The 6,000-nt window shown below is 64.1% G+C and carries 8 protein-coding genes; 5 read left to right on the forward strand and 3 right to left on the reverse strand.

What is annotated here, in order from left to right; all coding sequences use genetic code 11:
* Nucleotides 1-30: 30 nt before the first annotated feature.
* Entirely contained in the window at nt 31-2,124 is a 2,094-nt protein-coding gene (locus BMI01S_RS30965; protein WP_028230884.1) for a serine/threonine protein kinase, read from the reverse strand.
* Nucleotides 2,125-2,644: 520 nt separating this feature from the next.
* Between BMI01S_RS30965 and BMI01S_RS30970 the strand changes: the two genes are divergently transcribed.
* The 3 genes from BMI01S_RS30970 (at nt 2,645) to BMI01S_RS30980 (ending at nt 3,606) form a co-directional block, all read left to right on the forward strand.
* Nucleotides 2,645-2,908: a hypothetical protein gene (locus tag BMI01S_RS30970; protein ID WP_028230885.1), complete on the forward strand. Its 264-nt coding sequence runs from the start codon at nt 2,645-2,647 to the stop codon at nt 2,906-2,908.
* Between the two features lie 100 nt (nt 2,909-3,008).
* Nucleotides 3,009-3,269, forward strand: a complete 261-nt coding sequence (locus tag BMI01S_RS30975) for a hypothetical protein (protein WP_028215053.1) — start codon at nt 3,009-3,011, stop codon at nt 3,267-3,269.
* 121 nt (nt 3,270-3,390) lie between these two features.
* The gene (locus tag BMI01S_RS30980; RefSeq protein ID WP_154671234.1) at nt 3,391-3,606 is read left to right on the forward strand and encodes a hypothetical protein; all 216 of its coding nucleotides are present in this window, start codon (nt 3,391-3,393) and stop codon (nt 3,604-3,606) included.
* Nucleotides 3,607-3,608: 2 nt separating this feature from the next.
* Here the strand turns inward: BMI01S_RS30980 and BMI01S_RS30985 are convergent, their stop codons facing one another.
* Together BMI01S_RS30985 and BMI01S_RS30990 are read right to left on the reverse strand one after the other, a co-directional pair.
* A complete protein-coding gene (locus tag BMI01S_RS30985) occupies nt 3,609-3,851 on the reverse strand; it encodes a hypothetical protein (protein ID WP_028215054.1) in 243 nt (80 codons plus the stop codon).
* Between the two features lie 57 nt (nt 3,852-3,908).
* The gene (locus BMI01S_RS30990) at nt 3,909-4,376 is read right to left on the reverse strand and encodes a lecithin retinol acyltransferase family protein (RefSeq protein ID WP_028230886.1); all 468 of its coding nucleotides are present in this window, start codon (nt 4,374-4,376) and stop codon (nt 3,909-3,911) included.
* 471 nt (nt 4,377-4,847) lie between these two features.
* On the opposite strand from BMI01S_RS30990, the gene BMI01S_RS30995 reads away from it, so the two are divergent.
* Both BMI01S_RS30995 and BMI01S_RS31000 read left to right on the forward strand, forming a co-directional pair.
* Nucleotides 4,848-5,141: a hypothetical protein gene (locus BMI01S_RS30995; protein ID WP_028215056.1), complete on the forward strand. Its 294-nt coding sequence runs from the start codon at nt 4,848-4,850 to the stop codon at nt 5,139-5,141.
* A 17-nt stretch (nt 5,142-5,158) separates the two neighbouring features.
* A complete protein-coding gene (locus BMI01S_RS31000; protein WP_028215057.1) occupies nt 5,159-5,929 on the forward strand; it encodes a PP2C family protein-serine/threonine phosphatase in 771 nt (256 codons plus the stop codon).
* Nucleotides 5,930-6,000 lie beyond the last annotated feature (71 nt).

Consider the following 6,000-nt stretch of genomic DNA (forward strand, 5'->3'; position numbering starts at 1 on the left):
ACTGCTATTTTCGATCAGTGTTGCTGACGATCACTCGCTTCGCGCATGCGTCGTGATCTGCACGAAGTCGGCGACGATATGACCGGCGCCGTAATGCGCTTCCATCTGCTTCAACTGCTGCCCGACCGCAGCGAGGTAAGCCGCGCGAGACTCGGCTGGCGGACGCAGCCCATCGAACAACGGCGCGGGCGTGATCAGCAGGACGATCATCTCGGTGCCGAACGGCTTGTCCACGAGCCAGTCACCCGTTCCGCCCACCGTCGCGGAAAACCCCGGCGGCGCCTGATTGTCGCGTTCGTGAGTGCTCGGCACGAGATGCACGACACTGCCGTCGAGCGCGAAATAGTCCACGTTGACGTATGACTCGTAGTGCGGCGTAGTGATGTCGACGATGAGCGGCATGCCTTGCACCAGTTGCGCGTCGGGTGGCCGCGTACGGATCGTCGCGCCGCCGCCCGCCTCGTGATTCGCGCGCCAATATGGCGCGAACGCACTGACGACCTCGCAATTGTGATTGTCCACGGCAACCACGTCGAGTTTCGCACCCTGCCCGCCCGGTGTTTTTGCGAGCGCATCGCGCACGTGCGCCATGTTCTCGCCCGCGTGTGCAAAGCCGCGAACCTGGATCACATGCTCGGGCAGCGAGGCCGCGAGCGCCGAGCACGGAACACGCGCGAGCGTCGAATTGAGCGCTGCGAGCGATGCTGCGTCGGCCACCGCGGCGCTGACCGCCGGCGCCAACGCCGTTGCGCTCGCGGCGGGCACATTCGCGACGACGGCGGCCGGCGCTGCTGCCAGCACCGGCGTGGGCTGGACTTCCGAGGCCATCTTCACTGCACTGGCCGGCGCGCTGGCCGTGACAGGCGGATTCGCGCGCTGCGTTTCATTCGCATAAAAGATTCGATATCCGAACCACATCCCCGCAGCAACGACAATCGCACCTACGCCAACGGCCCCTACGCGCGCACCGGTGAATGCCGACGCGTGCGAAAGCACGCCCATACCCTCCATAAACTGATTGACGCTCGGCGTACGCGATGCGCGGTCAAACGAAAGCGCAGCGCTCAGCGTGCGCCATTGGCTGCGATCGAGGCCCTGCGGCCGCTCGGCGCGCATCTTGTCGCTGCGCGCCTGGGTCGCCGACTTGCGGTTGAACGGATGCTTGCCCGTGAGCAGTTCGTAGGTCACGCAGGCGAGCGCATAGACATCGTCGCGCGGATCCGGCTCGCGGTGCTCGAACATTTCCGGGCTCGCATAGGCGGGCGTGATGCCGCCGAGCGTGGCGGGATCGAACACCGTGACATCGGGATCCTCTTCGGGCCGCTGAAAAACACGGGCAATACCGAAGTCGATCACTTTCACATCGCCGCCATCGGTGAGGAAGACGTTGGCGGGTTTGAAATCGCAATGCACGAAGCCGCGTTCGTGCGCATAGGCGAGCGCCTGCCCCATGCCGGCGATGATCGGACGCGCCTTCTCGAACGGCATGCCCGCGAAACCGGGCGCACGCAGCACCTTGCTGAGCGGCTTGCCAGACAGATACTCCATCGTGAGGTAGACGAGCGGGCCGTCGCGATCGAAGTCGTACACGGTGACGATGTTCCGGTGCGCGAGCGTCTGCGCCTTGCGCGCCTCGCGCTGAAGCGCGATCAGCGAAGTGGGCTGGCCGCGGAACTGCACGTTCAAGACCTTGATCGCAATGTAGGGTTTGCGGTCGGAAGCTTCGAGCTTGCGCAGATCGAGCGCCTTGTAGACGGTGCCCATGCCGCCCACGCCCAGACATTCCTCGAGCACGAAACGCCCGTTGAGCGTGTCGCCGATTCCCTTCACGTGCTCGGCGTCTTCGCCTGCCGTAAAGGCGCGTGCGGCGGCTAGCGTCTCGTGAATGCGGGTGGAGTCGTCAGTGGCCGCCGCGCTGTCCTCGCGGTGTTCGATACGGCGCAGAACTTCGGCATAGACAGCGTCGGGCAATGGATGGACCGTCTGCGTCTCGTCCACGGCTTCGCGCAAGCGAGCGCAATTGGCCACGTCGATCGCGAGCACGTGGTCGATCTCGGCGAAGAACGCCTCGCGTGAGAGCGTCCCGCTCTGGAACGTCTGGATCAGCTGCGAAAGGCTCATCATTCGTATGCCTTCAACCCGCTTCAGGCTGGCCGACGCGCTTTTCCGCGCACGATCGCGCCGCGTGCGAGCGCCTGGCGCAATCCCCGTCGAGTCCGCTGCAGCGTGGCCTCGTCGTCCTTCAAGGATACAGAGTCCCCGCTCGATATGCGCCCACCGTGATCTCGGCCGGCGAGTGCGATGCACTTTGCAGCAAGGTCTGAAGAAAGATTAGTCCGCGGCCACGCGCAGCGCAATCGGTGCCTGAACTACCCTGGCCGCGCACCCGCATGTGTTGCCGCGAATCCAACCGCTGCGGCGCCCCCTGTTGGGAGCGCGCCATCAGTGTATCTGCGTTCGAACGCCGTCACGTGCCCCACGCGTTCACCTCACATCGCCGCAAAGCCCCGCTGTGCAAGGCTCGAAGCGCTTTCATCGATGCCCACCGCATGACTGGCACAGCCTGTGCATTAAGAGGAGCGAGCCCGCAACATACTGCAGCTCAATCGCCAACTACCCTGTATTGCCCTTCTGGAGAACTGTCATGAGCAAGCTGATGATCGCAGACCTGAGCGTCGCACAAGAACTCGACCGTCGTGAAATGGGCGCCGTGCGCGGCGGCCTGGGCCTGTGGCCCGTCTACCTCGGTCCGAGCTACAAGTACGACTCGACCAACTTCACCGCCCAGCAGCTCATCGGTCAGACGAACAACATCGTGAACAACGTGGGCAACGACGTGGCATTCGCGTCGAACATCCACGCCACGGTCAATCCGGTGCAGAAAGCGAGCAACACGATCAACTTCTGATTGCCGGCGGCGGCGCGACTGGACCCTATCGGTCGCGCCCCCACCGATTCGCTTGCCTTGCGCTTGCGTGTACACCGCTCATCCTTATTGGAGGCTCAACATGACTTCCCTCGTTATCCGCGAGCTTGCGCCCGGCACGGAACTCGACCGCCGCGCCATGGCCGCCGTACGCGGCGGCAACAACAGCTACGGCTCGATCGCCAACATCACCGTTTCGCCGAACATCGTGCAGAACATCTCTCAGATCCAGGTGGTCGACGTCGCGGCGCTGAACAACATCGGTTACATCGGCGCGGGCTTCGGGCCGCTGAATCTCAAGGTCAATCCCTCGCAATATGCGAGCACCGGCGCGTTCCTTTGACCGCTGCCGCGCCCCCTGAATGCAGACGGTGCCGCGAGGCACCGCCTGCTTCTTTGCGTGCGCGCGTCACCGCCTATACTCAGGCCATACAGGAAACATCGCCCCTCACATGGAGGAGAGCATGAGCATTCTCGTCATCAAGGATCTTCCGGAAAGCGTCGAACTGGACAGGCAAGCCATGGCCGCGATCACGGGCGGTGCGAGGGTCGCCTCGCACCAGACGCAACTCACGCCGCGGCCATACATCGGAGTCCGGGTGGAAATTGAGGGCGCGCCAACACAGCGCGGGCCGGCCAGCGCTAACGCCGTGCGGCCCCGGCCCACGCTATTGCGCTGAACTCACGCGGCGCGCGCCGTCATGGCTGGACGTGTGAGCGCCGGCGGAAACACGCACCACGAGCCATCGTCGTGACGGAAGAAAAAGATTGCAATCGTGCGTGCGGGGTGCGCCGCCTCGACGCACACGTAACGCAGCCGATGATCCTGCGTGCGGCTAAAACGCACCACGCGGGCCGGCACGCGCGCATTGGGGGCGAGCCACTTGTCGACGAGGGTGCGCAGCGAAGATTCGTTGGAGTTCATGTTGGTCTCCGAGGCGTGGGGTCATGGGGGATGGCGGTGGTTCGATGGAAGTGCCGCTCAAGCGGCCTGCACGGCGAACGCAGCGTGGCGGGCTTGCGCCCGGTGAGCGTGAACGAGCGCACGAACGACGCGCAGGCCGGCAAGCGGATGAGTCATGCAGCTGCGGACCTGTTCGCTGCGGCCCTTTCCGTCCACGCACCACGTGCAGAAATGCTCGCAGTTGTTGCTGAGCAGTCGATAACGGTCTTCACCGAGACGCGAACGCGCGCGCGCAACAGCCTCGCGCCCCGCATACGCCGCGAAAGGATGCGCGACGACGGCGACTTCGTGACCGGCTGCGAAGCGCTCGAGCGTGACCTCTTCGATCGGGCCGCGATGCAGCGACGTGCACAGACCGGCGTAGTGAACGACGCGGCCGTTGCCCACATAAATGCCGTGGTGGCTGTAGCCCGCGCGACGCGAAACGAGATGCGCACCGAGTGGCGGCTCTGCTGCGTTCATCGTCGGTCGAAGATCGAGGCTCATGACTGCTTCCGTCTGAGTGGTTGCCGCTTCTCCCGGAAGGTTCGGCGGTTGCCAACTAACCTGCATCACTCATGCCAGACGGCTCGATCACGGTGGGATAAGGGTTGCCGGGAAATTGGATGTGGCGGCAGCACTAGTGTGTCGGCGGCGCGCCAACGAATCCGGTTCGACTGTGTCGGCCACATGCCGTCACTTCGAGCATGATCCGGACGATGAGGGGAACATGCCGATGTGTCGGAATGCTGACGACAACGTGCCGCCCGCCTGTTGGGAAGCACACGACCAATGCAAGGCGAAGCAAGCGGGCGCTGTTGCGCGCGTAACTCGCCGCCGTGCCGCGATGGCTTATTCGGCAAGGCCCGCAGCGAACCGTCGCGCAGGCGCCGCTTCTCGCCGAAAAATGGCATGCTGCTTGCAAGGTATGGGCGGAACGCCGCGCCCCCGCGGCCATCATCTTGACGGAGACCAGTCATGACCTCGCTCACCATCAACGACCTTCACGAGCAGCGCGATATCGACCACGAAGGGATGTCGTTCATTCGGGGCGCGGGCGCTCCGTGGGTTTTTGGCTGGATACAGCCCTACCAGCCCGCGCAGCCTTCCGGACTCGGACCGATCATCAATCTTTATCAGACCAACAACACGTTCTACGCGAATCAGGTCATCAATCAGTACCAGACGCTCGACGTGACGAATTCCGCCGCCAATTCGAATGTGACGGTGGGCGTGGGGCAGAACGGCAAGAACAATGGTCTCGTCGCGTAGCCTATGGAGGCCCGATCGTGACAAGCGCGTTATTGTGGAGCTCGGCATCGCGCACTGACGTGGGCCGTGTCCGGGCGCTCAACGAGGATGCATGTCTCGATCTGCCGCAGCGCGGACTGTGGGCTGTGGCTGACGGAATGGGCGGCCATACGGCGGGCGACCTGGCGAGCGGCATGATCGTGCGTGCGCTTGGCGCGCTCACCGCGCCCAACTCGCTCATCGCGTTCTCGGCGGCCACGCGCGGCACGCTACAGACGGTCAATCACCAGTTGCGCGAGGAAGCTGCGCGGCGCGGCGTTCGCATGATCGGCAGCACGGTTGCGGTGCTCATGGCAAGGGGGCGCGAATGCGCCTGGCTGTGGGCGGGCGACAGCCGCATCTACCTCTATCGTGACACGCACCTCGAGGCGCTCACGACCGACCACAGCTACGTGGCGGAGCTTCAGGCGCAGGGGCATTTGAGTGCGGAGGCCGCGCGGCACCATCCGTCGCAGCATCTGATCACACGAGCCGTCGGTGCGGCGGACTGGCTTGAACTCGATGAAGGCCGCATCGTCGTGCAAGACGGGGATCGCTTTCTGATATGCAGCGATGGCCTCAGCAATGAAGTGCAAGCGCCGGACATCGCGCGGGTGCTGGAGGCCGGCGACTGCCAGCTCGCGGCTGAAACGTTGGTCGATTTGGCCTTGCAGGCCGGCGGGCGCGATAACATCACCGCCGTGGTCGTAAGGGTGGATGATCCTGTCGCCGCGGATCATACGCTTGTTAATCCCGCCGTGGGGCGGTGAATGTTAGGGGTTTTCTGTGCTGTTGGGCCGCTTTGGCTTTTGGCCTTTCCTTGTTTTCGCGTCGGTATGCA

This window comes from Paraburkholderia mimosarum LMG 23256 = NBRC 106338 (assembly GCF_000739815.1).
GTDB classification, from domain to species: domain Bacteria; phylum Pseudomonadota; class Gammaproteobacteria; order Burkholderiales; family Burkholderiaceae; genus Paraburkholderia; species Paraburkholderia mimosarum.

Excerpts from the sequence above, each read along its gene's own strand:
- BMI01S_RS30965 (WP_028230884.1), bottom strand. The coding sequence starts at position 2,124 with ATGATGAGCCTTTCGCAGCTGATCCAGACGTTCCAGAGCGGGACGCTC.
- BMI01S_RS30970 (WP_028230885.1), top strand. The coding sequence starts at position 2,645 with ATGAGCAAGCTGATGATCGCAGACCTGAGCGTCGCACAAGAACTCGAC.
- BMI01S_RS30975 (WP_028215053.1), top strand. The coding sequence starts at position 3,009 with ATGACTTCCCTCGTTATCCGCGAGCTTGCGCCCGGCACGGAACTCGAC.
- BMI01S_RS30980 (WP_154671234.1), top strand. The coding sequence starts at position 3,391 with ATGAGCATTCTCGTCATCAAGGATCTTCCGGAAAGCGTCGAACTGGAC.
- BMI01S_RS30985 (WP_028215054.1), bottom strand. The coding sequence starts at position 3,851 with ATGAACTCCAACGAATCTTCGCTGCGCACCCTCGTCGACAAGTGGCTC.
- BMI01S_RS30990 (WP_028230886.1), bottom strand. The coding sequence starts at position 4,376 with ATGAGCCTCGATCTTCGACCGACGATGAACGCAGCAGAGCCGCCACTC.
- BMI01S_RS30995 (WP_028215056.1), top strand. The coding sequence starts at position 4,848 with ATGACCTCGCTCACCATCAACGACCTTCACGAGCAGCGCGATATCGAC.